The sequence below is a fragment of the Rhizobium sp. LjRoot30 genome, assembly GCF_964253915.1.
In the GTDB taxonomy this organism is placed as follows: Bacteria; Pseudomonadota; Alphaproteobacteria; order Rhizobiales; family Rhizobiaceae; genus Metarhizobium.
This window is the reverse complement of the sequence record NZ_CAXUSG020000012.1, coordinates 67,114-91,582: the sequence shown is the minus strand read 5'-3', so window position 1 is coordinate 91,582 and position 24,469 is coordinate 67,114. Positions and strand designations below refer to the sequence as shown.

At 63.6% G+C, this 24,469-nt stretch carries 23 protein-coding genes; 13 read left to right on the top strand and 10 right to left on the bottom strand.

The window, feature by feature from the left end:
* Nucleotides 1–196: 196 nt before the first annotated feature.
* Nucleotides 197–1,294: a chorismate synthase gene (gene aroC, locus ACSQ3I_RS21560; protein WP_436002274.1), complete on the top strand. Its 1,098-nt coding sequence runs from the start codon at nucleotides 197–199 to the stop codon at nucleotides 1,292–1,294.
* An 83-nt stretch (nucleotides 1,295–1,377) separates the two neighbouring features.
* On the opposite strand, the gene ACSQ3I_RS21555 is transcribed toward aroC, so the two are convergent.
* Complete coding sequence (locus tag ACSQ3I_RS21555; protein ID WP_436002273.1) at nucleotides 1,378–2,568, bottom strand: winged helix-turn-helix domain-containing protein; 1,191 nt, start codon at nucleotides 2,566–2,568, stop codon at nucleotides 1,378–1,380.
* Between the two features lie 113 nt (nucleotides 2,569–2,681).
* Between ACSQ3I_RS21555 and ACSQ3I_RS21550 the strand changes: the two genes are divergently transcribed.
* From ACSQ3I_RS21550 to ACSQ3I_RS21540, 3 genes are read left to right on the top strand one after another with little or no spacing between them, the layout of a single operon-like run.
* Nucleotides 2,682–3,362 carry an energy-coupling factor ABC transporter ATP-binding protein gene (locus tag ACSQ3I_RS21550; RefSeq protein WP_436002271.1) on the top strand — a complete coding sequence of 227 codons (681 nt, stop codon included), beginning with the start codon at nucleotides 2,682–2,684 and terminating at the stop codon, nucleotides 3,360–3,362.
* Nucleotides 3,359–3,961 (top strand): CbiQ family ECF transporter T component, encoded by a 603-nt coding sequence (locus ACSQ3I_RS21545; RefSeq protein ID WP_436002270.1) that lies wholly within the window; start codon nucleotides 3,359–3,361, stop codon nucleotides 3,959–3,961. The genes ACSQ3I_RS21550 and ACSQ3I_RS21545 overlap by 4 nt, the downstream gene beginning before the upstream one ends.
* Before the next feature lie 32 nt (nucleotides 3,962–3,993).
* Nucleotides 3,994–4,557 (top strand): biotin transporter BioY, encoded by a 564-nt coding sequence (locus ACSQ3I_RS21540; RefSeq protein WP_436002269.1) that lies wholly within the window; start codon nucleotides 3,994–3,996, stop codon nucleotides 4,555–4,557.
* Nucleotides 4,558–4,569: 12 nt separating this feature from the next.
* Here ACSQ3I_RS21540 and ACSQ3I_RS21535 read toward each other — a convergent pair whose 3' ends face one another.
* On the bottom strand, nucleotides 4,570–4,971 hold the full coding sequence (locus tag ACSQ3I_RS21535; protein ID WP_436002267.1) for an acyl-CoA thioesterase: 402 nt from the start codon (nucleotides 4,969–4,971) through the stop codon (nucleotides 4,570–4,572).
* Nucleotides 4,972–5,262: 291 nt separating this feature from the next.
* On the opposite strand from ACSQ3I_RS21535, the gene ACSQ3I_RS21530 reads away from it, so the two are divergent.
* From ACSQ3I_RS21530 to dxs, 5 genes are all read left to right on the top strand, one after another.
* Nucleotides 5,263–6,198 carry a histone deacetylase family protein gene (locus ACSQ3I_RS21530; protein ID WP_436002265.1) on the top strand — a complete coding sequence of 312 codons (936 nt, stop codon included), beginning with the start codon at nucleotides 5,263–5,265 and terminating at the stop codon, nucleotides 6,196–6,198.
* 2 nt (nucleotides 6,199–6,200) lie between these two features.
* Complete coding sequence (locus ACSQ3I_RS21525; protein WP_436002263.1) at nucleotides 6,201–6,455, top strand: exodeoxyribonuclease VII small subunit; 255 nt, start codon at nucleotides 6,201–6,203, stop codon at nucleotides 6,453–6,455.
* A gap of 59 nt (nucleotides 6,456–6,514) precedes the next feature.
* Complete coding sequence (locus ACSQ3I_RS21520) at nucleotides 6,515–7,282, top strand: SDR family NAD(P)-dependent oxidoreductase (protein WP_436002261.1); 768 nt, start codon at nucleotides 6,515–6,517, stop codon at nucleotides 7,280–7,282.
* Between the two features lie 72 nt (nucleotides 7,283–7,354).
* Nucleotides 7,355–8,278, top strand: a complete 924-nt coding sequence (locus ACSQ3I_RS21515) for a pirin family protein (RefSeq protein ID WP_436002259.1) — start codon at nucleotides 7,355–7,357, stop codon at nucleotides 8,276–8,278.
* A gap of 110 nt (nucleotides 8,279–8,388) precedes the next feature.
* A complete protein-coding gene (gene dxs / locus ACSQ3I_RS21510; RefSeq protein WP_436002257.1) occupies nucleotides 8,389–10,308 on the top strand; it encodes a 1-deoxy-D-xylulose-5-phosphate synthase in 1,920 nt (639 codons plus the stop codon).
* Between the two features lie 224 nt (nucleotides 10,309–10,532).
* Here dxs and ACSQ3I_RS21505 read toward each other — a convergent pair whose 3' ends face one another.
* Nucleotides 10,533–11,546 carry a DUF4424 domain-containing protein gene (locus tag ACSQ3I_RS21505; RefSeq protein ID WP_436002404.1) on the bottom strand — a complete coding sequence of 338 codons (1,014 nt, stop codon included), beginning with the start codon at nucleotides 11,544–11,546 and terminating at the stop codon, nucleotides 10,533–10,535.
* Nucleotides 11,547–11,833: 287 nt separating this feature from the next.
* Here ACSQ3I_RS21505 and ACSQ3I_RS21500 point away from each other — a divergent pair, with 287 nt between their 5' ends.
* On the top strand, nucleotides 11,834–12,094 hold the full coding sequence (locus ACSQ3I_RS21500; RefSeq protein WP_436002255.1) for a hypothetical protein: 261 nt from the start codon (nucleotides 11,834–11,836) through the stop codon (nucleotides 12,092–12,094).
* Between the two features lie 236 nt (nucleotides 12,095–12,330).
* Here the strand turns inward: ACSQ3I_RS21500 and ACSQ3I_RS21495 are convergent, their stop codons facing one another.
* On the bottom strand, nucleotides 12,331–14,268 hold the full coding sequence (locus ACSQ3I_RS21495; RefSeq protein WP_436002253.1) for a methyl-accepting chemotaxis protein: 1,938 nt from the start codon (nucleotides 14,266–14,268) through the stop codon (nucleotides 12,331–12,333).
* Between the two features lie 281 nt (nucleotides 14,269–14,549).
* Between ACSQ3I_RS21495 and ACSQ3I_RS21490 the strand changes: the two genes are divergently transcribed.
* Together ACSQ3I_RS21490 and ACSQ3I_RS21485 are read left to right on the top strand one after the other, a co-directional pair.
* Complete coding sequence (locus ACSQ3I_RS21490; protein WP_436002251.1) at nucleotides 14,550–15,302, top strand: TlyA family RNA methyltransferase; 753 nt, start codon at nucleotides 14,550–14,552, stop codon at nucleotides 15,300–15,302.
* The gene (locus ACSQ3I_RS21485; RefSeq protein ID WP_436002249.1) at nucleotides 15,299–16,549 is read left to right on the top strand and encodes a class I SAM-dependent RNA methyltransferase; all 1,251 of its coding nucleotides are present in this window, start codon (nucleotides 15,299–15,301) and stop codon (nucleotides 16,547–16,549) included. The genes ACSQ3I_RS21490 and ACSQ3I_RS21485 overlap by 4 nt, the downstream gene beginning before the upstream one ends.
* 96 nt (nucleotides 16,550–16,645) lie before the next feature.
* On the opposite strand, the gene ACSQ3I_RS21480 is transcribed toward ACSQ3I_RS21485, so the two are convergent.
* The 3 genes from ACSQ3I_RS21480 to ACSQ3I_RS21470 all read right to left on the bottom strand — a co-directional run bounded on the left by ACSQ3I_RS21480 (nucleotide 16,646) and on the right by ACSQ3I_RS21470 (nucleotide 19,970).
* Nucleotides 16,646–17,353 (bottom strand): hypothetical protein, encoded by a 708-nt coding sequence (locus ACSQ3I_RS21480; protein ID WP_436002247.1) that lies wholly within the window; start codon nucleotides 17,351–17,353, stop codon nucleotides 16,646–16,648.
* Nucleotides 17,354–17,418: 65 nt separating this feature from the next.
* Nucleotides 17,419–18,177 (bottom strand): crotonase/enoyl-CoA hydratase family protein, encoded by a 759-nt coding sequence (locus tag ACSQ3I_RS21475; RefSeq protein ID WP_436002245.1) that lies wholly within the window; start codon nucleotides 18,175–18,177, stop codon nucleotides 17,419–17,421.
* Between the two features lie 11 nt (nucleotides 18,178–18,188).
* Nucleotides 18,189–19,970: an acyl-CoA dehydrogenase gene (locus tag ACSQ3I_RS21470; RefSeq protein ID WP_436002243.1), complete on the bottom strand. Its 1,782-nt coding sequence runs from the start codon at nucleotides 19,968–19,970 to the stop codon at nucleotides 18,189–18,191.
* Nucleotides 19,971–20,203: 233 nt separating this feature from the next.
* Here ACSQ3I_RS21470 and ACSQ3I_RS21465 point away from each other — a divergent pair, with 233 nt between their 5' ends.
* Nucleotides 20,204–21,199 carry a transporter gene (locus ACSQ3I_RS21465; RefSeq protein ID WP_436002241.1) on the top strand — a complete coding sequence of 332 codons (996 nt, stop codon included), beginning with the start codon at nucleotides 20,204–20,206 and terminating at the stop codon, nucleotides 21,197–21,199.
* 71 nt (nucleotides 21,200–21,270) lie between these two features.
* Here the strand turns inward: ACSQ3I_RS21465 and ACSQ3I_RS21460 are convergent, their stop codons facing one another.
* The 3 genes from ACSQ3I_RS21460 to ACSQ3I_RS21450 form a co-directional block, all read right to left on the bottom strand.
* Nucleotides 21,271–21,807 (bottom strand): BA14K family protein, encoded by a 537-nt coding sequence (locus ACSQ3I_RS21460; RefSeq protein ID WP_436002239.1) that lies wholly within the window; start codon nucleotides 21,805–21,807, stop codon nucleotides 21,271–21,273.
* Nucleotides 21,808–22,071: 264 nt separating this feature from the next.
* Complete coding sequence (locus ACSQ3I_RS21455) at nucleotides 22,072–23,148, bottom strand: 2Fe-2S iron-sulfur cluster-binding protein (protein WP_436002238.1); 1,077 nt, start codon at nucleotides 23,146–23,148, stop codon at nucleotides 22,072–22,074.
* Nucleotide 23,149: 1 nt separating this feature from the next.
* On the bottom strand, nucleotides 23,150–24,394 hold the full coding sequence (locus ACSQ3I_RS21450; RefSeq protein WP_436002237.1) for an aromatic ring-hydroxylating oxygenase subunit alpha: 1,245 nt from the start codon (nucleotides 24,392–24,394) through the stop codon (nucleotides 23,150–23,152).
* Nucleotides 24,395–24,469: the final 75 nt, after the last annotated feature.

Sequence of the window (24,469 nt, the reverse complement as noted above, 5' to 3'; positions counted from 1 at the left end):
AGGTCTTTGATTTGTCGCATGTCGTTCGCGCAAAACCGCTGTACACTTTTGCGCGACATGCTTCGGACGCCAGCTGATAGCGGGAGAAAAGAAAGGCTTTTCTCTTCGCCATGTTTTCCACTATGAGTGGGCCGCTCCTTTCCCGCGGCGCGGCAGGCGTTTTCCGCCGCCCGCGCGCTATCAATCGGTCGGTTTCATGTCACACAATACCTTCGGTCATCTCTTCCGCGTCACCACCTGGGGGGAAAGCCACGGGCCGGCGCTCGGTTGCGTGGTCGACGGCTGCCCTCCCGGCATCCGCTTCAAGCTGGAAGAGCTGCAGGCATGGCTGGACAAACGCAAGCCCGGCCAGTCGCGCTTCGTGACGCAACGGCGCGAGGATGACCTGGTCAAGGTCCTCTCCGGCGTGATGTTCGACGATGACGGCGAGACGATGATCACCACCGGCACGCCGGTTTCCATGCTCATCGAGAACACCGACCAGCGCTCAAAGGATTACGGCGAGATCGCCCGTCGCTACCGGCCGGGCCATGCCGACTACGCCTACGACGTCAAATACGGCATCCGCGACTATCGCGGCGGCGGTCGTTCCTCAGCCCGCGAGACGGCTGCCCGTGTCGCCGCCGGCGGCCTCGCCCGCAAGGTCGTTCCGGGTGTGACGGTGCGTGGCGCGCTGGTGCAGATCGGCAAGCACAAGATCAACCGCGCCAACTGGGATTGGGGGCAAGTCGACCAGAACCCGTTCTTTGCGCCCGATGCCGCAATCGTGCCGGTCTGGGAAGAGTATCTCGACGGCATCCGCAAGGCCGGCTCCTCGATCGGCGCCGTCGTCGAAGTGATCGCCGAAGGCGTGCCGGCCGGTCTCGGAGCGCCGATCTACGGCAAGCTGGACCAGGATATCGCCAGCCTGCTGATGTCGATCAACGCCGTCAAGGGCGTCGAGATCGGCGAAGGTTTTGCCGCCGCAGAACTGACCGGCGAAGAAAACGCCGATGAGATGCGCATGGGCAACGACGGCAAGCCGCTGTTCCTCTCCAATCATGCCGGCGGCATCCTGGGCGGCATTTCCACCGGCCAGGCCATTGTCGCACGTTTTGCCATCAAGCCGACCTCGTCGATCCTGACCGAACGCCAGTCGATCGATGCCGACGGCAACAATGTCGATGTCCGCACCAAGGGCCGCCACGACCCCTGCGTCGGCATCCGCGCCGTGCCGATCGGCGAGGCGATGGTCGCCTGCGCCATCGCGGATCATTATCTCAGGGATCGTGGCCAGACGGGCCGCGTACGGTAAAGGGATTTCGTCTCCGGATGTATCCAATCGGCAAGCAAAGTCGCTTGCTCGCATATGGCGGCCGGGCTGTAACCAGCCGCCGCCTATCCCTGCCAACCATCGAGATACTGCACGCTTTCCAGCCCGGAGAACCGGGCGAGCCGGGAGAGTTCCGCGTCCAGCTTTTCGAGCCTGCCGGCGGAGGCCCGGACACCCTTTTCCCACCACAGGCGCTTGACGTCCAGCGTGCCGCGCTTGCGGTCGGCCTTCATGTCGATGCGGCCGACGAAGCGGTCGCCTTCCAGCAGCGGGAAGACGTAATAGCCATATTCACGCTTCGGCTCGGGAACGAAAACTTCGATGCGATAGAAGAAGCCGAAAAGGCGTTCGGTGCGATTGCGGTCGCGGATCATCGGGTCGAAAGGGCTGAGCACGCGCAGGCGGGCGGGCGGTTCGGGCAAATCGCGGATGTCGTCCGCAAACGTTGCAAAGGCGAACGACACGCGCGGCTTGCCGCCATCGATGGGTTCGACGGACACCTCCACCAGTTCGTCCCGGTGCGCCGCCGCCCAGTCCTTGGCCTCCTGCGGCGACAGTAGATCCCAGAAGGCGGCAATCTCTCCAGTCGTGGCATAACCCAGCCGCTGCAAGGCGCTACGGCAGGCCCAATCGACAAAATCCTCGCTGGGAACCTCCGGATGGTAATGGTGCGCCGGCAGAACGCGTTCGGCGAGATCGTAGACCTTCTGGAAATTCTGCCGGCCGGCGATGGCGAGCTTGCCGGTATGCCAGAAATATTCGAGCGCCGTCTTGTTGGGATGCCAGTTCCACCAGCCGCCGGACTTGTGATCCTCGACCTTGACGTCGCGCGACATGGTTGCGCCGTTCTCGGCGATCCGCCGGAAGGTATCCTCGAAAGCGCTGGCGAACCCCTCCCCCTGCCACTTCGCCCAGCGTTCGCGCAGGATCGGTTCGCGGCGGACGAAGCGATGTTTCCAGTAGCGGAAAAAGCTCGACGGGATGATCGAGGCGTCGTGGGTCCAGTGCTCGAACAGATCGCCGTCCGTTTCCAGAAGTTCGGTCAGGTGCTGGCGGCGATAGGTCTGGTTGCGGGCAAACAGGATCAGGTGATGCGCCCGCTCAACCGTCTGGATGCTGTCGACCTGGACGAAACCGAGATCTTCGATCAGCGACAGCAGCCCGGCCTTGTCAAGGCTACGGTTCGGCGGCTGGCAAAGCCCCTGCCTTGCCATGAAGATCCTGCGGGCTTCGCGATTGGAAAGAAGAATCGTCATGGGATGGATGATAGGCTTTTATTCCCAAGTTTCAATCCGGTTCGCCACGCTAGATGTTTCCCAAAGCGTGCCGCTTCGGTTATAGAACGACGACGTTTTTGCGAGGACATGACTTGGACATCCGCTTTCAGGAGGCCGGCGCCGCTTTTGCGGGGAAAACCGCGCTCCAGCCGCTCACGGTGACGCTGCAGGAACGGCGGATCGGCATCATCGGCCTCAACGGCTCGGGAAAGACGACATTCGCGCGGATGATCAACGGCCTTGTCACGCCATCGACGGGCAAGGTGAGCGTCGGCGGGCTGGATACGGTGAAGGACGCCAAGGCCGTGCTCGGCAAGGTGGGCTTCATCTTCCAGAATCCACAGAACCAGATCATCCTGCCGATCATTCGCGAAGACATCGGCTTCGGCCTGAAGAACCGCGGGCTTTCCAAAACCGAGATTGCGGCAGCAGTGGATGCGGTTCTGGCGCGGCTGGACATTGCCCATCTTGCCGGGCGCCGCGCCCACGAGCTTTCCGGCGGCGAGTTGCAGCTTGCCGCACTGGCCGCCGTGCTGGCGACCGGGCCGGACGTACTGATCCTCGACGAACCGACCAACCAGCTCGACCTGAAGAACCGGGCGCGGGTGGAGAAGACCATCGCGGGTCTCGACGAAACGGCGATCGTCATCAGCCACGACCTCGCCTTGATCGAGGATTTCGACCGGGTGCTGCTGTTCCACGACGGCCGGCTGGTGGCCGACGGCAGCCCGGCGGAAACGATTGCCCGTTACCGGGAGATCGCCGCCGCGTGAAATCGCTTTACGTCGAAACCGATACGATCCTGCACCGGCTGTCGCCGCGGACAAAACTCGTTGCGCTCGCGGCTATCAGCATCGCGTTGTTTTTCACGCGTTCCTACGCTCTGCTGGCAACGGCAGCGGCGGCAGGAGCGTTTTCCTACCTGCTGGTCGGCCTGCCGGTCCGGGAAGGACTTCGGCGGCTGTTGCCAGTCTTTGCCACCATCGCCGCCGTCGCGGTGTTCAACTTCGCATTCAATTCGGCCGAAGAGGCAATCGTCACGCTGCTGCGGCTGACGGCGCTGATGCTGTTTGCGGCAACGGTGACGGCCACCGTCACCGTTGCCGGTTTCATTGACGAAATTACCGCTTTTGCCCGGCCGCTGGAACGGTTGGGCATCCTTCAGGCCGCCGATATCGGGCTGGCGGCCGGGCTGGTGATTCGTTTCGTGCCGGAGATCCTCAATCGTTACGCCGCCATCAGCGAAGCCCATGCCGCGAGGGGTCTCAAGGTGCATTTCCTGACCGTTTTGACGCCGTTGATCATCCTGACGCTGCGCGATGCCGACAACATCGCCGCCGCCATTGACGCGCGGGGCTTTCGGCGGCAATAGTCGATACCGGAACTGGTCTACAGGAGACGTCAATGAGCACCCGAAATCTTGTTCTGTCGTCCCTTTTCGCCGCCATCATCGTCGCGCTCGGCTTGCTGCCGCCGATCTATATTGCGGTATTTGCCGTGCCGATCACGGCTCAGTCTCTCGGCGTGATGATGGCCGGGACGGTTCTCGGCGGCTACCGTGCCGGCGCTGCCGTTCTCATCGTGCTGGTCCTCGTCGCCATCGGCCTGCCGGTGCTGTCAGGCGGCCGCGGCGGGCTTGCGGTTTTTGCCGGTCCGACAGCGGGTTTTTTGCTCGGCTGGCTGGTGGGCGCCTTCGTCACCGGCTTCCTCTCCGAAAAGCTTGTGAACGCCGAACAATCCGGACTGGTGCAAACGGTCAGCTTCTTCCTCGCCAGCTTCATCGGCGGTGTCGTGGTGGTCTACCTCTTCGGCATCCTCTATCTCGGCACCATTGGCGGCACCGGGATTTCCAAGGCGTTCCTCGGCTCGTTGGCCTTCGTTCCAGGCGATATCCTCAAGGCTGTCATTGCAGCGCTTGCCGGCAGGGCGGTAATGGCCGGTTATCCGCTGCTGCCGCAGCGCGCTTGAGGCAGGCCGCAGTTACGGCAAAAACTGGTAAAGCCAGTCGCGGATCTCTTCGGGCAGCGGCGCCGGTTCGCGGCTTTCCGGATCGGCGGCCATCCATGTCATCTCGACATCGGCGGCAAGCTCTTTGCCGACCTCGATCAACACGTTGAAGCCGACCGAGCGACCGCCGATCTTGTCGATACGCACCGTCAGGCGGGCGAGGTCGTCGAGCTGCAGGCCGCGGTGATAACCGCATTCCACCTTGCGCACGACAAACAGCGGTTCTTCTTCGATCTTCGGCCGATGGCGCCAGAATTGCCGCAGTGCGGTTTCCGCATAGGCCAGATAGGCATGGCTGTGCAGGTAGCCGTGCATATCTATATCCCGATAGGCAACCTGTACCTCCGATATGTCTATGCGTCCCGTTTCTGCCATCCCGTACCCCCGAATACCTGACATCATGCCTCCGGACGTGTCCCCGGCCCGGAAAAAGACATGCTTTATGCTTGTCTTTGCGCATGTCGATACTGCAAAACCGCTGCACACTTTTGCGCGACATGCTTTAGAATTCATCTAAGGCATTTTTCTCATCTTGGAACAAGCGGCATTGCCCCGCGAACGGTTCCGTTGCGGCAAGATCTCCTGTTGAAAAGCAGCGATTTCCGCCCCATCTGCTGTGGACAGAAGGCGGCCTGCGCTTCAATCCTTGCCGCAAAGGAACCCGGCATGACGACGCGTCTCTACGAACATCCCGTTTTTCTGGAGCACAACACGCCCCCCGGCCACCCGGAGCGGGCCGACCGGCTGCGTTCGCTCAACATTGCCCTGGGGCACGAGAATTTTGCCGGCCTGCAACGCCGGCAGGCACCGCAGGCGAATGAGGATGCCGTGCTGCTGGCGCATCCGGAGGAACACCTGTTCTCCGTCATGCGCGCCATGCCGGAAGAAGATGACGAGATCAACCAGATCGAGTCCGACACCTATGCCAGCCCGAAAAGCCTGCAGGCGGCGCTGACCGGCATCGGCGGCGCCATGGCGGCGGTCGACGATGTGTTTACCGGCCGGGCCGACAATGTTTTCGTTGCCAGCCGGCCGCCGGGGCACCATGCCGAACGTAACCGCGCCATGGGTTTCTGCCTGTTCAACAGCGTCGCCATCGCCGCTCGGCATGCCCGGAAGGCGCATGGTGCCGAACGTGTCGCCATCGTCGACTGGGACGTACATCACGGCAACGGCACGCAGGACATCTTCTGGGACGATCCTGACGTGCTGTTTTGCTCGACCCACCAGATGCCGCTCTATCCCGGCACCGGCAAGAAGGACGAGCAGGGCGCAAGCGGCAACATCGTCAACGCGCCGCTTTCGGCCAATGACGGCAGCGACCATTTCCGCGAGGCCTTCAAGTCACGCGTGCTGCCGGCACTCAAGGATTTTTCGCCCGATCTCATTCTCATCTCCGCCGGCTTCGATGCGCATCACCGCGATCCGCTGGCACAGATCAACCTGATCGGCGAGGATTTCGACTGGGCAACCGGACGGCTGATGGAGATCGCCGACAGGACCGCGGGCAATCGCATTGTCAGCATCCTCGAAGGCGGCTACGACCTGGAAGGATTGGCGGAATCCGCCGGTTTGCATATTTCACGCTTGATGAGAGGTTGACGATGAGCGAGAGCACCCCACTGGCCGAGGTTTCCAGCTACACATTCGAAAAGGCGGTGGCTGAGCTCGAAAGCATCGTGCAGCGCCTGGAACGCGGCGACGTCGCCCTCGACGAGTCGATTGCCATCTACGAGCGCGGCGAAGCCTTGAAGAAGCATTGCGAGACGCTACTGAACGCGGCGGAAAACAGAATCGAGAAAATCCGCCTCGACCGCGCCGGCAAGCCGCAGGGCGTCGAAGCGCTTGACGGCGAATAAAATACGATTGAGGGGACGGATGCGGGTGAAACCCCATCCATGATGGGGAGACTGCAATCATGACGGACAGGTTGAAAGGAAAGGTCGCCATCGTCTCCGGCGGAGCGACCGGAATGGGCGGGGCGGCATCAAGACTGTTTGCCGCCGAGGGCGCGAAACTGGCGATCATCGACCGCAATGCGGACGCCGCCGCCGAGACCGTCAAGGCGATCCGCGATGCCGGTGGCGACGCCGACTTCTGGACGGCCGATGTTTCCGACGAGGGCGCGGTCAACGCCGCCGTTGCCGGCGTCCAGGAACGTTTTGGCGCCGTCAACGTGCTGTTCAACCACGCCGGCACCATCGTCATCAAGCCGTTCCTCGAAACGACGGTCGAGGAATGGGACTGGCTGCATGCGGTCAACGTCCGCTCGATGTTTTTGATGACCAAGGCCGTTCTTCCGAAGATGATCGAGGCCGGCGGCGGCTCCATCGTCTGCACCTCCTCCATTTCCGCCGTCGCCGCCACGCCGATGGAAGTGCTCTACGACACCACCAAGGGCGCCGTGCACATGTTCGCCCGGGCCATCGCCGTGGAATTCCGGGATCGCAACATCCGTTGCAACGCCGTCTGCCCCGGCTTCATCCGCACGCCGCATGGCTTGAAAGAAGTCGCCGAACTGCAGGCGCTGGGCGTCGATGTGTCCGATGCCGCCATCGCCGCCCAGCAGGGCCGGATCGGCGAACCCGAGGACGTGGCGCGCGCAGCCCTCTATCTCGCCAGCGATGAATCCAGCTTCGTGAACGGCGCCCATCTGTTCGTCGACAACGGCTTCACGGCGATCTGAACCGGCAAGACTTTCGCGGCGCGCCGCAGGGGCCTATGCTCGGCACAAGCCCTTGCGACAGGAGACCATGCCATGTCCTTTTTCCCCGGAATCGATCCCGTTGCCGGCGATGCCTTTGCCTGCGATGCCATCGAGCAGCTGATCATCCCGCGCTCGAGCGATATCGGTGGCTTTGCCGTGCGGCGCGCCCTGCCGACGTCGCGGCGGCGGCTGGTCGGGCCGTTCATCTTCTTCGACCGCATGGGGCCGGCGGTGCTGCGTGCCGGCGAGGCGCTCGACGTCAAGCCGCACCCGCATATCGGCCTGTCCACCGTCACCTATCTGTTCGACGGCGAGATCAAGCATCGCGACAGCCTCGGCACCGAGCTGGTGATCCGGCCAGGCGACATCAACCTGATGACGGCGGGGCGCGGCATCGTGCATTCCGAGCGCACGCCAGAAAATCTGCGTGGCTCGCCGCTGTCGATGTCGGGGCTGCAGACCTGGCTCGCCTTGCCGGACCAGATGGAAGAGATGGCGCCCGCCTTCGCCCACACCGCCAGGGGCGAGATGCCGCTGATCGATATCAACGGCGCCAGCGGCCGCGTGGTGATCGGCAGCTTCGAGGGCCTGTCGTCACCGGTGGCGGCCTTTACCGATACGCTCTATGTCGACCTGACGCTGGCACCGGCTTCCCGCTTCCCCTTCCCTGCCGATCACGAGGAGCGGGCGATCTACATCCTCTCCGGCTCGCTGGTCGTCGCGGGTGATCGGTTTGCCGCCGACCAGCTGCTGGTCTTCCGGCCGGGCGATCCAATCACCCTGGAGGGCGGCGAGGAAGGCTGTCATATCATGCTATTCGGCGGCGCGGCGCTGTCGTCGAAACGCTATATCTGGTGGAACTTCGTTTCCTCCTCGAAGGAGCGCATCGAGCAGGCGAAGGAGGAGTGGCGCACCGGCCGTTTCGACATCGTGCCGGGAGACGAGGAAGAATTCGTGCCGTTGCCGCAGAGTTGACCGCGTTTCGACCACAAAAACATGACTTGTTGAAACCTGCCGCTTTTGCCACAGATAGTTTTGCAGTATGGCGGCATGCCTGCCATAACACCAAGAAGAGGCGATCGCCCGTGACAAAACTTCCCGATACTCCGCTTTTGAATCAGGTCGACCTGCCCGTGGACCTCAGAAAGCTGGATGATCGTGACCTGCCGCAGCTCGCCCGCGAGCTGCGCGACGAGATGATCGATGCGGTATCTAGCACGGGTGGCCATCTCGGCGCCGGCCTCGGCGTGGTGGAGCTGACCATCGCCATCCACAAGGTGTTCAACACCCCGGACGACCGGCTGATCTTCGACGTCGGCCACCAATGTTATCCGCACAAGATCCTCACCGGCCGGCGCGACCGCATCCGCACGCTGCGCCAGGAAGGCGGCCTCTCCGGCTTCACCCGCCGGGCGGAAAGCGAATACGATCCCTTCGGCGCCGCGCACTCCTCCACCTCGATTTCCGCCGGCCTCGGGATGGCGGTAGCGGCGGAGCTCAGCCAGACCGACCGCCGCGTCATCGCCGTCATCGGCGACGGCGCGATGTCGGCGGGCATGGCCTACGAAGCGCTGAACAATGCCGGTGCGCTGGATGCCCGGCTGATCGTCATCCTCAACGACAACGACATGTCGATCGCGCCGCCGACGGGTGCGATGAGCGCCTATCTCGCCCGCCTCGCTTCGGGGCGCACCTATATGGGCTTTCGCGAGATCGGCAAGAAGCTGACCGCCTATCTCGGCAAGAACATCGACCGGGCGATCACCCGCGCCGTCGAGCATGCCCGTGGTTACGTCACCGGCGGCACCATGTTCGAGGAGATGGGTTTTTACCACATCGGCCCGATCGACGGCCATTCCTTCGACCACCTGCTGCCGGTGCTGCGCAACGTCCGCGACCACCAGCAGGGGCCGGTGCTGATCCATGTCGTCACCCAGAAGGGCAAGGGTTACGCGCCGGCGGAAGCCGCCGCCGACAAATATCACGGCGTCAACAAGTTCGACGTCATCACCGGCGCGCAGGCAAAAGCCAAACCGAATGCGCCTGCCTACACCTCCGTCTTTGCCGAGGCGCTGGTCGAGGAAGCCCGGCATGACGAAAAAATCATCGGCGTCACCGCCGCCATGCCCTCCGGCACCGGGCTCGACAAGCTTGCCGAGCTGTTTCCGGCCCGCTGCTTCGACGTCGGTATCGCCGAGCAGCATGCGGTGACCTTTGCCGCCGGCCTTGCGGCCGAAGGCTACAAGCCGTTTGCGGCGCTCTATTCCACCTTCCTGCAGCGCGCCTACGACCAGGTGGTTCACGACGTGGCAATCCAGGGCCTGCCGGTGCGTTTCCCCATCGACCGCGCCGGTTTCGTCGGCGCCGACGGACCGACGCATGCAGGCTCGTTCGACACCACCTTCCTCGCCTCCCTGCCCGGCTTCGTCGTCATGGCGGCGGCCGACGAGGCGGAACTGAAGCACATGGTGCGCACCGCGGCGGCCTATGACGAAGGCCCGATCTCCTTCCGTTATCCGCGCGGCGAAGGTGTCGGCGTCGAGATGCCAGTGCGCGGCGAAATCCTCGAAATCGGCAAGGGCCGGGTGATGAAGCAGGGCACGACCGTCGCCCTGCTCTCTTTCGGCACCCGGCTGGCCGAATGTCTCTTGGCCGCGGAAGATCTCGATGCCGCCGGCCTTTCGACCACCGTTGCCGATGCGCGCTTTGCCAAGCCGCTGGACGCCGATCTCATCCGCCAGCTTGCCCGCCATCACCAGGTGCTGGTGACGGTGGAGGAAGGCTCGATCGGCGGTTTTGGCGCGCAGGTGATGCAGCTGCTGGCTACCGAGGGGCTGCTCGACAACGGATTGAAGATACGGCCGCTGGTGCTGCCGGATAACTGGATGGAACAGGCCAAGCCCGAAGCCATGTACGCCAAGGCGGGCCTCGACCGCGCCGGCATCGTCTCGACGGTGTTCCGGGCGCTGGGGCAGAAGCAGATCGAGGTTGGCGCTGCGGGGTGACAGGCGCGCTGGCTGATTTGGCAGTTTTTACGATACGGCGATGCCCCTCACCCTAACCCTCTCCCCGCGCGCGGGGAGAGGGGACGCGTCACATGCTACGTCGAATGTGGCAGAAACGGCGCGGCATAACCCCTTCTCCCCGTCAAAACGGGGAGAAGGTGCCGGTAGGCGGATGAGGGGCAGGCTCCAATCGCAACCACCAGAAGCTCAGCCGCACCAAGCCCTTACGGCTGCAGGGTATTCTCCACCTTCACCAAAAGCAGGATATCGAGATCCTTTTCCGGGGAAAGATCCTCGGCGGTCATTTCGAAGCTGGTGGGACCGGTCTTCTTCACGCCGGTGCCGCAGAAGCTGACGTAATTTTCCGGTTTGCCCTTGTCGACGGTCAGCTTGAACTTCTTGATGGTGCCGCCCCAGTTGGCGCCGGTTTTCAGCACATAGGAAATCCAGTTTTCCATGAAATAGGGCTTGCCGCTCACCATTGCCTCGTTCGACTGCTTGGCGATCTTGACCATGGCGTCATCGATGCAGAAACGCTTGACGTATTCTTCGTAGCGCTCGCCCTTGCCCTCGTTGTTTTCATTCAGATAGGTGGTCGCCACCGTGCCGCCGACGCTCGGCTTGTAGGTGTGTGCCACCTTGATCTTCGAATGCGCCGGGAACGTCGTGCGCCACCAGTAGACCGAACTCATCGTCCACAAAGCCGAGGTATCGCGCTGCATGCCCTCGCCGGCGTCATAGCTCGAATCCATCGCCAGGCCTCGGTCGAAGAAATCCTGGCGCACGTCGTCGGGAAGCGTGTTCAGCGCCTTGTTGGTCGCTTCGCTCAGCGGCAGCAACGGGATCTTGTGGACGATCAGGTCGCCGGTGATATCGACGCCGTTGGCGATGGCGCGCTGCTGCAGTTCCGGCGTGATCGACTTGCCGTCCTGGCTGACGGTGAAGCCCAACATATTGTCGGAATTCATGTCGTAGATAGCGACGTTCTGCCCCGGCCCGCCGGTGACCTCCGGCATCGGGAAGGCGACGACGGTGTGGATGTCCCGGTCGGTGTCGTTGGCGAAGACATAGTTCACCCGCACCTCGTCCGGCGAGATGAACAGGTCTTCCTCCTCCATGGTGACATCAAGCGTCTCGACATAGATGATGCCGCCGGTCTTCAGTTCGGCCATGGTGTCGTTGGCGAGTGCCGGTGCAGCAAACAGGCAGGCGGCCAGTGCCGCAGAAAGTCTGGTCATCATCGTCGCAAGTCCCGGTTCGAGGATCGGCCGGGACGGCAGTTTCCGCCCCGGCTGAACAAGCGTTAGACAAGCCGGGGCAGCCACGCAAGCGACCGGCGACACCGGTGCGGGAGCGGCACGCGATGCGCCCAAAGAAAGTCGCCGACGCAGCCTGCGACGCCTTTGGAAACCTTCGCGAAACCATGGCCGTTGGCTGGCGTGTAACCATCTTCCTTGGCGGTTTTTGAATGTCTCGTTGCTAAAGTTCCAAGCATCAAAACAACAAGAATGACAGGGACAGACCAATGCTTACCAAGATCCTGCTGGCGGGAGGATTTCTCGCGACCACAGCATTTTCGGCAGCTGCCGAAGACGCCCCGAAATACGACCGTCAGCTCGAAGCGGCAATGATCGCCCGGCTGCAGACCAAGCTGCCGCAGCTGCGCAGCAGCTACGACGTGACCGCCGAGGCGCAGACGCCGGCGGAAAACGACGAAGCCGCCGGCTGGGCCGAGCTCTTGAAGCCGAGCATCATGAAATACAAGGGCCGGATCATCTGGCTGTAAGGGCAGACGATTCCAGCCTGAAACGACAAAGGCCGCCGGTGATCCCGGCGGCCTTTGTCGTGTTGGAGCGAGGCCCCCTCATCCGCCTACCGGCACCTTCTCCCCGCATGCGGGGAGACGGGGGTGCGCCGCACCGTTTCTGCCACACTCGACATTGAGCGGGGCAAGTTCCCTCTCCCCGCTTGCGGGGAGAGGGTTAGGGTGAGGGGCATCTCGCCGACCTCGGTTACGATGGCTCAGAATTCCGACCACTCTTCCTTCACCGCCACCGCAGCACCGCCGCGCGAAGCAAAGGCGCGGGCGACGGTGGAGCGCATGTCGCGCGGGGCCGACGCCACCGGCCGGGCGTTCGCCGAAGCGGCAACCGGGCGCGATGCCGACAGCATGGAATGGCCGAGGTTGAACTGTGCCAGCAACTCGTCCAGCGCATGGGCTTCGCGAGCCAGCGAATGGCTTGCCGCCGTCTGCTGTTCGACCATGGCGGCGTTCTGCTGCGTGCCCTGGTCCATGGCGTTGACGGAGGTGTTGATCTCCTGCAGGCCGGTCGACTGTTCGCGGGCGGCAACGACGATGGCGCTGACATGGGTGTTGATCTCTGCCACCTCGGTGACGATGGCTTCCAAAGCCTTGCCGGTCTCGCCGACGAGGTTGACGCCGGTCGCCACGTGGGTTCCGGAGGCGGTGATCAGCGCCTTGATCTCCTTCGCTGCCTTGGCGGAACGCTGCGCCAGCTCGCGCACTTCCTGGGCGACGACGGCAAACCCCTTGCCGGCTTCACCGGCGCGGGCGGCCTCGACACCGGCATTCAGGGCGAGAAGATTGGTCTGGAAAGCAATCTCGTCGATGACGCCGATGATGTTGGAAATCTCGCCCGAAGACTTTTCGATTTCATTCATGGCAAGCACGGCATTGCGGACGATTTCGCCGGACCGTTCGGCGCCGGCGCGGGTGCGCTCGACAAGGCGGCCGGCCTCTTCGGCACCGCGGGCGGTGTCCTTGACGGTGGTCGTCACCTGTTCCAGCGCGGCAGCGGTCTCTTCGACGGACGCGGCCTGCTGCTCGGTGCGCCGCGCCAGGTCGTCGGCAGCGGCACGGACTTCGTTGGCACCGGAATTGATCGCGGTGGCATTCTGGCCGACCGAACGCAGCACCGACTGCAGCTTCTCGACGGCGCCGTTGAAATCGACCCGCAGACGCTCGAGACGGCCGGCGAAGGGCGTATCGAGGCGCGAGGCGACATCGCCGCTGGCGAGGCTGGACAGACCGCGGGCCAGAGCGTCGATGGCGAACTCGATCTCGCCGGTCTCGCGTGCCTTCTGCTCGTCGTTGGCCTGGCGCTCGCGCTCGGCGGAGCTGCGCATGGCATCGGCATCCTTGGACAGGCGGATCTTTTCGATCGCCGCATCCTTGAAGACGGCGACGGCCTTCGCCATGCGGCCGACTTCGTCGCCACGGTCGAGTGCCGGCACGTCGATATTGTTGTCGCCGCCGGCAAGCCGGCTCATGGCGTCCGTCATGCCGACGATCGGCGTGACGATGGCACGCGACAGGGCCCAAACGAGCGCGACGGCGATGGCGCCGGCCAACGCACCGCCGACGAGCAGTGCCATCAGCAGATCGCGGAAGGCGTCCTTCTGCACCTCGACCAGGCTGTTGCTGTATTCGAGCGACTGCTGCTTGATCTTGGCGGCAGCCTCGCGGAAGCGGTCGAGCTGGCCGCGCGACTTGTCGCGGTTGAGATTGGCAACCTCTTCGATCGGCATGTCCGTCGTCTTGCGGGCTTCCAGCTGCGGCTCGGTCAGCTCCTTGTGGAAGACGTCGGCGGCCTCGCGCATGGCAGTGAGCGATTCCAGCATCTCCGGCCGGTCGGCCGCAGCCGCCTTTGCGGCGTCCAGTGCCGCAATCATCTTTTCACGATTGACGAAGACGTCCTTGTAGGTGCTGTCGCTCTTGAACAGCAGGAAGCCGCGCTGGTTGACGGCCTGCTCCAGCATCGCCTCGAGCGCATTGTCGACATGCCCGAGGATACCCTGGGCTTCATATTGCTGCCGGGACGCCTCCCGGGAGGCTGCGGCCTGCCAGTAAACCCCCGCGGACGCGAAAAGGCAGACCGACATCAAGGCGGCGAAGGTGCCGATCAACTTCTTGTTGAGAGAGAGATTTCTAAGAGACATAGGGTTCGCTCGGTTCGATTCGAATGGGTCGTTCCTCCGCGGCCCAAAAGAAGGCGCAGCCCTTAAGATTGCGTTGAAAACCGTACCGGTTTCGAACATTTTGGCGGCTCAAATTGACGCAGCGCAAACTGGATCCGCCCAGGCACGCCGGCCGCGACCGAAAGTTGCCGGAAGGTCGGTTTTCCGGGCGTTGCCGCTTTCATCGGCCGTGAATCGTTCCACAGCCGGTGCGTTGCAACAAAAGGCTTGCAAGAAAGGCGTTTGACCGTCATTGACGGCACATGTCGACCTCATCAGAACCTCAGCGCCTGGACCAGCTCCTGGTATCCCGCAATCTCGTGGCCAGCCGGTCTCGCGCCCGCGACGCCATTGCCCGCGGCACCGTCACCGTTGCCGGCAAGGTGGTGACCAAGCCCAGCCTGGTCTTCGCCTCCGACGTGATCATCACCATCGACGATCCGGCCCAGGACTACGTGTCGCGCGCCGCCTTGAAACTGGTGGCGGCGCTCGATCATTTCGGGCTCGATCCGAAGGATGCCAGCTGTCTCGACGTTGGCGCCTCCACCGGCGGCTTTACCGAGGTGCTGGTGCTGCGCGGCGCCGCCCACGTGACGTCCATCGACGTCGGCCATGGCCAGATGCATCCGCGCCTGCTCGCCAACGACAAGGTGACGAATATCGAAGGGCTGAATGCCCGCTACCTCGAGCCTGAAGACATCGACGACCGGCCGATCGAGTTCATCGTCTCCGACGTCTCCTTTATCTCGCTGAAGCTGGCGCTCGCCCCGGCGCTGGAGCTTGCCGAGCCGGGCGCCAAGGCGGTGCTGCTGGTCAAACCGCAATTCGAGGCCGGGCGCGACGCGATCAGCAAGGCCGGCCTGCTGAAGGAACCGGAGACAGCGCCCGATGTCGCCGCGGAACTGGAGCGTTGGTTTGTCGAGGACATGGGCTGGGAAAGCCTCGGCCTGATCCCCTCGCCCATCGATGGCGGTGATGGCAACAAGGAATTCCTGCTCGCCGGAACCAAACCATGAGCACCGAAACCGTCACCATCGCCCGGCTCGGCGCCCAGGGCGACGGCATCGCCCATACGCAGGATGGCCCGCTCTACGTGCCGTTCGCCCTGCCGGGCGAAACGGTGGCGGTGGCACGGATAAAAAGCCACGGCACGATCATGTCGATTGCCGCGGCCTCGCCGGAGCGCCAGGAGCCGGCCTGCCGGCATTTCGGGCCTGACGGCGTCAACGGCACCTGCGGCGGCTGCGTGCTGCAGCATCTCAAGGACGAACCCTACCATGCCTTCAAGCGCAACCTCGTGGTCGAGGCGCTGCAGGCAAAGGGACTGACGCCTGCTGTCGACGATCTGATCATCGCCCGGCCGGGCGAGCGGCGGCGCGTGGCGCTGGCGGCGCGCAAGACCGAAAAAGACCTGCTGCTCGGCTTCAACCAGGCGGAAAGCCATCATATCGTCGCCATCGAGGAATGTCCCATCGCCGTGCCGGGCATCGTCGCCCGGCTCGGCACCATCCGGGCCATCGGCAGGGCAGCGGCGGCGAATGCCGAACCGTTCCGCATCACGGTGCTCGAAACCCTCTCCGGCCTCGACATCGCCATCGACGGGCTGAAGGCGGTTTCCGACAAGCAGCGGCGCGCGACGATCGAAGCGGTGCTGGCCGAGCGTGGTGTTGCCCGGGTGTCGGTCAACGGCGAGGCGCTGGTCGAGCCGCAGAAGCCGCAGCTGGATTTCGGCGGCGTCAAGGTTTCCCCGCCGCCCGCCGCCTTCACCCAGGCGACGAAGCCGGCTGAGGATGCGATGGCCGAACTGGTGCTGGCCGAAGTCGGCAAGGCAAAACGCATCGCCGACCTCTTTGCCGGTGCCGGCACGTTTTCGCTCAGGCTCGCCCGCATAGGCCGGGTGCACGCGGTGGAATCCGAGGATAAGGCGCTGAAGGCGCTCGATCTTGCCGCCCGCGGTGCGCAGGGTCTGAAGCCGGTGACGACGGAAAAGCGCGACCTGTTCCGCCGGCCGCTGACGATGCAGGACCTGAAAGTCTACGACGCGGTCGTCTTCGACCCGCCCCGCGCCGGCGCCGAGGCGCAGGTGAAGGAACTGGCGAGGTCGAGCGTGAAAAAGCTCGTCGCCGTCAGCTGCAATCCGCTGACGCTGGCCCGTGACCTCGCTTTGCTGGTCGAGGGCGGCTACAGGATCACGCGGGTTGTTCCCATCGATCAGTTCCTGTGGTCATCACATGTCGAAGTGGTGGCAACACTGGAGAAATAGAGTATTTCCGCATTTCCCCGAAACGCGACAACACTCTATCTTTTTGTTTATACGCAAACCGCTGCGCACTTTTGCTGGAATTGCTCCAACGGCGGATCAGGGGAACCAGAGGACGCCGGGAAAACGCTTCTTCAGCGCTCCGAGCAGCGGCTCGCGAAACGTCGCCGTGGGGACGCTGGCGAGAATGGCAGAGACGGCAGGAATATGCTGATCGTCGATGCTGTCGAGAACTCCGGTCAGCATCGATGCGCGCTCGGTCTCGACCGCATTGGCGGCAATAGCCTCAAGCGTTTGCCCGGCCAGCGAAGCATCCTCAAGCAAAAGTTTGGTAAAGGCCCACGCCCGCGTGGTTGCATGGATGGTCGGGAGATTGGCGGTAGCGACGGCTTCCGGCAGCAACGAGGGCATCAGCGGCACGAGGCGCGTCAATGCAGCAACCCGCTCATCCGCGCCTTCCGTCTGGCGCGCGACGGCAGCGATAAGCGGATGATGGATTTCGGGAAACCGTTTCGCCAGGGCGACCAGGACATGGTCGCGATTGCCGATGTCCGGATCGCTCAGCCGGGCGGCGAGTTCAAGCGCTTCGGTAAACAGCGCGTCCGGGAGATGGCGGGCGAGCGCCAGGAGGATCTGCGACCTGTCCCACTCATCGTGGACACCGGCGGCGCGGTCCAGCGTTTCCCTCGCCAGCTCCGGCGGCATGGTCGTGCGCAGGGCCTCTATGGCATTGCAGATACCGACATAACGGCCGAATTCGAGCGCTTCTTTCAGGTTCGCGAGCCGCTGCGCCTCATCGTCCGTCATCGCTCAACTCTCCGTTCCGTCCCTGGCGATAGGACGTTTATCGGCCAAAAACAATCCGCGACGGCCTAACGCTTCAAAAAGGTCTGGAACGCGGCGCGCGCCTCGTCGCTTCTCAGCCGTTCGGTAAAATGGTGAAGCTCTTCGTCCATACGCGCCAGCAGCTCGGTCCGGTCGCCGCGCAGCAGGTCGCGGGTGATCCGCAGCGCCTCGGCGGGGCGGGAGGCGAGCCTTGCGGCTGCAGCGAGCGCCTGGGGCTCGACCTGGTCCGGCGTAACCACCTTCCAGACGATACCGGCGGCGCGCGCCTCTTCGGCGGAAAACCCTTCGCTGGCGGCGAGCAGGGCAAAGGCGCGCTGGTGGCCCATCGCCTGTGGCCCGAGCAGGCTCGACCCCGCCTCCGGCACCAGGCCAAGATCGACGAACGGCGTCTTGAACAGGCTGCGGTCGGAGGCAAACGTCAGGTCGCAATGCAGGTTCAGCGTCGTGCCGATGCCGATCGCCAGGCCATCGACACCGGAAACAACAGGTTTTTCGCAGAGTGCCAGCGCCTTGAGGAAGACGAAGGCGGCCGGCGGCTCGGTCGGATTGGTTTCGGCAAAGGCGAGGAAATCGGCGAGGTCGTTGCCGGCGGAGAAACAACCCTCGGTGCCGAGGAACAGCACGGCGCGGATGGCCGGGTCGGCGCCTGCCTCTTCCACCGCCGCTGCCATGCGCCGGTACATGGCGGTGGTGATGGCGTTCTTCTTTTCCGGCCGGTTGAAGCGGATCGTCAGCACGCCGGGCGCTTGCTGCGGGCGGTCGACGAGAATGTGGGTGTCGCTCATGGGACTGTCTTTCAATCGAGGAGGCTGCGGGCGGCGGCAAGGCTATCGGCGCCGTTCAGCACCCGGTCCTTGAGCGCCAGGGTCTCGGCAAGCAGGTTCTCCGCCGAGAAACGGCAGAGCGCCACGCGATTTTCCGTCCCGCCATTGTCGACGGCGGCAAGCCCGCCCTTGGCGAGATAGGCCGTGGTCAGCACCAGGCCGAACAGGCGCAGATAGGCCGTGGCGCCGGAAAGCACGCCGGTGACGTCGCCATCCTTCTGGTGCGACAACAGCCAGTCCGTCGCCGTTTCCAGATCGGCAATGGCGACGTCCAGCCGGCCGGCCGTCTCCCCGAAGGCCGGATGGTTGGAGGCTCGGACATCGGCGGAAATCGCCTTCAATTCGCTGATGAAACCACGGACGTGATCGCCGCCGGACAACGGCAGCTTGCGGGTGACGAGATCGATGGCCTGGATGCCGTTGGTGCCTTCGTAGATCGGTGCGATGCGGGCGTCGCGCAGCAGGCGGGCGGCGCCGGTTTCCTCGATGAAGCCCATGCCGCCATGCACCTGCACCCCAAGTGAGGCGACATCGACGCCGACATCGGTGGAAAAAGCCTTGGCGATCGGCGTCAGGAAGGCGGAGCGCTCCTGCCAGTGGCGGGCGGTCTCGCCTTCGGCATGATGCGCCCGGTCGCCGGCATGGGCGCAGCTGTAGGCGATGGCGCGTGCGCCTTGCGTCAGCACCTTCATGGTGAGCAGCATACGGGCGACGTCGGGGTGCTCGATGATCGGGCTCATGCCCTCGCCGCGCCAGCCGGGCGCCTTGCCCTGGGTGCGGTCCTTGGCATATTGCACCGCCTTCTGCGTCGCCGCCTCGGCAATCGCCACCCCCTGCATGCCGACCATGAGGCGGGCATTGTTCATCATCGTGAACATGCAGTTGAGGCCCTTGTTCTCCTCGCCGACGAGCCAGCCGACGGCCCCCTTCTCGCTGCCGAAGCGGCCGTCGCCGTAGATCATCGTGCAGGTGGGCGAGCCGTGGATGCCGAGCTTGTGCTCCAGCGAATGGCAGAAGAGGTCGTTGCGGGCACCGGGCGTGCCATCGGCATTGACGAAAAATTTCGGCACCAGGAACAGCGAGATGCCGCGCGTGCCGGCCGGCGCATCCGGCAGGCGGGCGAGCACGAGATGCACGATGTTTTCGGCCGCATCGTGTTCGCCCCAGGTGATGAAGATTTTCTGGCCGAAGATCCGGTAGGTGCCGTCGCCCTGGGGCACGGCCCGCGTCTTCATCACGCCCAGATCGGAGCCGGCATGCGGCTCGGTCAGGTTCATCGTTGCCGTCCATTCGCCGGACACGAGGCGGGCGAGATAGGTATCCTTGAGCGCCTGGCTACCGTGCGCCTCCAGCGCCTCGATGGCGCCGACGGTGAGCGTCGGGCCGATGGCAAAGGCCATGGAGGCGGAGTTCCACATCTCGAAGGCCGCGACATTGAGCATGTGCGGCAGGCCCTGGCCGCCAAAAGCCTCCGGCGCCGTCAGGCTGTTCCAGCCGCCGGCGGACCAGCGACGGTAAAGATCGGCCCAGCCATCGGCCAGCTTGACCGCGCCATCAGAGAGGCGCGCGCCCTGCTTGTCGCCAATCTCGGCTAGTGGCGCCACTTCCTCGCTGGCGAAGCGGCCGGCTTCCGTCAGGATCGCCTCGACAAGATCGCCGCTCAGATCGCCGAAAGTGCCGTTCTCCAGCGCTTCGGACAGGCCGGCGACATGGTTGAGCGTGAATACGATATCCGCGACCGGTGCCCGGTACATGAGGTCTCCTCCCGACTCAAATGTGTTCGTTACCTGGAACTTAGCCGAAGGAACGGCCGCTGCACCACCGGAATTGCTGTGGCCTGCCGGACACCCGCCATCCTGCAGCCGCACCGTCGATACTGCACTGCACGATTTTGCTTGAAGCGTCTGTGTCATACGGGGCAGATAGAGGCGCTGCCGCGGCCAATTGGCCGGGACAGAGATTTCCTACGGTGTTCGAAAGCCGGCCCATGGTACTGCAAACTTCCGATATTCCCGGCCTGGTCTGGGCCTATCATTTCCAGCCCGACAACCGAAAAGCGCTGCGGATGCCGAACGAATGTTCGCGCTCGCAGCTCGAAGTCCAGGACGGTTTCGTCTGGCTGCATCTCAACCTCGCCGATGCCCGCGTCCCGGCTTTCCTGGAGACGTTTCCGGGCTTGACCGACCAGGCCCGCATGGCGCTGACGACGCATGATACGCATGCGGCCATCGCTGCCGAAGACCAGTTGCTGTTCGGCACGCTTGTCGATTTCCAGCGCGAATTCGATGCCGATACCCGCGACATCGGCTGGCAGCATTTCGCCGTTTCCGACACGTTCATCATCACCACACGGCTGCAGCCGCTGCGCAGCATCGACCGGGCGCGGGCGGCGATCGAAAAGAACGCCGGCAAATATGCCCAGCCGATCCATGTGTTCGAAACGCTGGTGGCGGAATTCCAGCGGACGCTGATATCGCTCGTTCTCGAAATGACCGAAGAACTCAATGTCATCGAGGACTTCGTCTACGACAATGCGCCGCGCGACGAACGCCGGCGGCTGGCGCCGGTGCGGCGCACCGTGGTGCGCCTGCATCGCCACCTGCGCACGGTGCTGACGCTGATGCGCCGGGCCTCGGCGGCCGACGACGAGGACATGCCGCCGGGTTTCGACGAGGTTGCCGGGCGGCTGACCAACCGGCTGGAAGCGGTCGATCACGACGTCTATGCCCTGCAGGAGAGGGCGCGGCTGCTGCACGAAGAAATCGATTCAAAACTGTCTTCGGAAACCAACCGGCACCTCTACATCCTGTCGCTGATGACCGCCTTCCTGCTGCCGCCATCGCTGGTCACCGGTTTTTTCGGCATGAACACGTCGAGCCTGCCGTTTGCCGAGGGCGTGGGCGGCACGCTTTATGCCGTCGGGTTCATCATGCTGTCGATTGCGCTCGCCTGGTGGCTGCTGCGGCGAGCGGGCATTCTCTAAAAAGCCTTTCGGCAACGAAAAACCCCGCCCGCGGCTGCGGACGGGGCTTGAAAACCTTGGCTCCGGTCTCGTCAGTTATACGGAGAGACGCAGACGCGGCGCGGGCCGTTATAGGGCTGATAGGTGTTGTCGTAAGCCCGGTAGGAGCGCCAGCGGTTTTGGCACCAGGAGACGTGATCCGACCCGACGTTGCGATAGACACGCGGCTGGCTCAACGCGCCACCAATGATGGCACCAGCGCCGAAGGCTGCCAGCGGGAACCAGTATCCGCCGTGCCGGCGATAGCCGCGACGATAATCGCGATAGCCGCGGTGACCGTTGTACCAGCCATGACGGCGATCCCAGCGACGGTCCCAATTGCGGCCATGACGCCAGCCTCGGTCGTGACGCCAGCCACGATCACCGCGCCAACCGCGATTATGGCGCCATCCGCGATTGTGACGCCATTCGTTCGGATAGACACGGGCGCCCTGCTCGGCAACATTGACCACCGGGCTCTCGGCGCGAGAAACCTGCGGCAACGGCATGGCCGACGACGGCACCATACTTGAAAAAACCACCGCCATGGATAAACCAACAGTGGCAATCCTTGCCATCCACTTGTTCATGCGTTTCGACTCCCTAGTAATTCTTGGATAATCGTTTAACGCGCCGACCGTTATTTGGTTCCGAATGGAGCTGAAACGCGCCGGCAACGGGTATTTCAAGATTAAAAATCTAAGGTTGCCGAGATTAACCCGGCATTAATTTGTCGTTCATCCCCTGTTAACCATGTTTACGACGATTGGCGCAACCGCCCTTCCCTTCACGAAACCGGGAGCGGGAGCGGGAGCGGGAGCGGGAGCGGGATGGAAGGGCGCGCGCCAAAAGATTTATGCCTCGATGACGATATCCGTCTTCGGCCGCGAGCAGCAAGCGAGGATGTACCCCTCCTCCACCTCGTCGTCGAGAAGACCGCCATTGTGGTTCATCTCGACTTCGCCGGAAAGTTTCAGCACCCGGCAGGTGCCGCAGATCCCGCCTTCGCAGGCCGCCGGGATGCGCACGCCACCGGCGCGCGATGCCTGCAGGATGGTCTGGCCGGGCTTGCAGGGAATGTCCTTGCCGGCCAGCGCAAAACCAATTGTCGCGGCACGCTCGCCACCCTCGGCGACATCGACGACCATCGGCTCGGCAATCGCCGGCTGGAAGCTTTCCTGGTGGAAGCGGCCCATGTCGAAACCGGCCTTTTCCAGCGTGGCGCGGACGGCCGCCATGAACGGCTCGGGACCGCAGCAGAACACCGTGCGGTCCAGGAAGTCCGGAGCCAGCGACGCGATCTTGGCGAGATCCACCCGCCCGCGGAACCCGGCCCAGCCGTCGCGCGGACGCGCCGTCTCGACGATATAGGCCAGCGAAAGTTTTGGCATCACATGCGTCAGCCCATCGAGTTCGCGGCGGAACATGATGTCGTCGGGTGAACGGGCGCAATGCAGGAAAGCGATATCGCTGTCCGGGGCACGATCGCTCATGTCACGGGTCATCGACACCATCGGCGTCACCCCCGAACCGGCGGAGATGAACAGGTATTTCGGGCCGCTGTGACGGGCATAGGAGAAATCGCCGAGTGGCCCGTAAGCACGCAGGCGCATGCCCGGCCGGAGATTTTCGAACATCCAGCGGGTGCCGACCGATCCCTTCTGCGCCTTGACCGTAACGGCAATCGAGAACGGCCGTGAAGGGCTGGAGGACAGCGTATAGGTGCGCATCAGCGGCTCGTCGCCGGCCGGCAGTTCCAGCGTGACGAACTGGCCGGCATTGTAGCGGAACCAGTTGGCCTTGTCGGAGCGGAAGGTGAAGGTCATGACATCGGGGGCCTCTTCGGCAACCGCGACGCATTCGAGTTGATGCTGCCGGTCGTTCCAAGGCTGCATCTCGTCCAGGTGGCGCACGGAGACGTTCATGTTCATCTTATGCCACCGCCGAAAGCTTGTTCTTGTCGCCCTGCAGGCGTTGAAGCATGAAATTGGTGTACCACTCGACGAACTGCATCACGCCGCCTTCATGAAGTTCCGAATAGGGGCCGGGTTCATAGGCCGGGGAGCGGATGCCAAAGGCATTTTCCTCGACGATCGATCGGTCCTGGTCATTGGTCATGTTCCAGACATGCGTCAGGTCTTCGAGATCGTAGTCGACGCCCTCAACCGCATCCTTGTGCACCAGCCAGGTGGTGGTGACGGCTGTCTCTTCCGGGCCGATAGGGATGACGCGGAAGGATAGCGCATGATCGCCCAGCATGTGGTTCCAGGTGGTCGGGTAATGGAACAGCAGCATTGTGCCGATCATGTTGATGGGCACATCCGGCGACAGCGGACGGCGGACGGCATTCTGGCCGCTCATCGTGTAGCTCTCGACGCCTTCGATCAGCGGCATGCGGGCCACGCGGAACTGGCCGTCGGCAGAGATCTTGAACTCGCTCGGCAGGCCGACGGCCTCGCAGCGCTCCCAGTGGGCGGCGATGACCGGATCGTCCTTGGCGCCCTGGACGCCGGTTGCCGTCGGCGCTTCCGGGTAGGTGCGGCAAAGCTCCGGGTGGTTGGCGGCGCAATGATAGCATTCGCGGTTGTTTTCCCAGACGAGCTTCCAGTTGCCCTTTTCGATGATGGTGGTGCGATGGGCGACCTTGGCCTCGGCAAGGCGATGCGGCAGCATGTAGGGCTCGATCGCAGCACGCACCGGCGCAAAATCCGGCGCTTCGTTGGCGAGGCAGATGAAGACGTAACCGCCGACACTCTGGCAATGCACCGTCTTCATGCCGAAATCGGCCTTGTCGAAGCCGTCCGCCATCTGGCGGGCGAAGGCCAGCGAGCCGTCCAGCTCGTAGGTCCAGTTGTGATAGGGACAGACCAGCTTGGCGGAAGAACCCCGCTCGGCGGTGCAGACCCGGTGGCCGCGATGGCGGCAGGTGTTGTGGAAGGCGCGGATGGCCTTGTCGCGACCGCGCACGACGACGACGGGATAGTCGCCGATCTGGACGGTGAAATAACTGCCGGGCTTGGCGACTTCGCAATCATGGCCGACGAACAGCCAGTCGCGATACCAGATCATCTCCATGTCGAGCTTGAAATAATCCTGGTCGATGTAGAAGGGCTGCTCGAGGCTGAAGCCTTCGCGGCGGTTCTTCAATTGCCGGTAGACGGTGCTGCGGAGATCCATGGCGTTTTCCTTGCCTGAATTCGACCGCAAGGGAAAACAGGGACGCAGCGCCACGCCAGCTCGAAAACTGGTGGT